Annotated in this window: 1 pseudogene; it reads right to left on the minus strand. The window is 58.5% G+C overall.

The features are described from left to right. Positions 1-620: pseudogene (locus F6X39_RS36215) on the minus strand (hypothetical protein); the annotation flags it as partial.

The raw sequence follows: 620 nt of genomic DNA on the forward strand, positions 1-620 counted from the left end.
GTTCAACGGGCTGGAAGCACTCTTCGTGTTGTTACCCATTGCCTTGATGTAGTCGGTCGCCTGGATCAGCTCGCTGCCCGCGGGCGGTTGCCAGCCGTTATTCGGGTACGCCGAGTTGTAGAAGTACGAGATGCCCTGAGTGTGCAGAACCGTTTTGTAGCCCGACTGGCTTTTCGTGTTCAGGATCTGCCTGGCTTCCGAATAGAGCGTCTTGCTGCGATTCAGAATGTATCCGGAGATACCGTTCGGATCGCCGTAAGACGGGTCCGACGCGGAGAACGACCAGTTGGTCTCATTGAACAGTTCGATGTCAGCCGTAAAGGGCAGAACGACGTCCATGAGCGAGCCGAGATACTTCGTGAACGTCGCGTCGCAGAAGTCGAGTCGCGGTGACGATGCGGTCGGCGGATTCCTGGTGGCCGGGCATTGGTATGCGCTAGACGGCGCGTACATGCCCACCTGGAAAAGAATCTTCATGCCGCGCGTGCGTGCGGCGTTCAGAAGCGACTTCAGAAAGGCCACTTTGTTGGGGTCCAGCGTGCTGCCGTCGGCCAGCGTCATGAAGTCCCACGAAACGCCGAGGCGAACCGTACCCACGCCCAATCCGGCAATCAGATCCA

Origin of the sequence: Paraburkholderia sp. UCT2 (genome assembly GCF_014397665.1) — a bacterium.
GTDB classification, from domain to species: Bacteria; Pseudomonadota; Gammaproteobacteria; order Burkholderiales; family Burkholderiaceae; genus Paraburkholderia; species Paraburkholderia tuberum.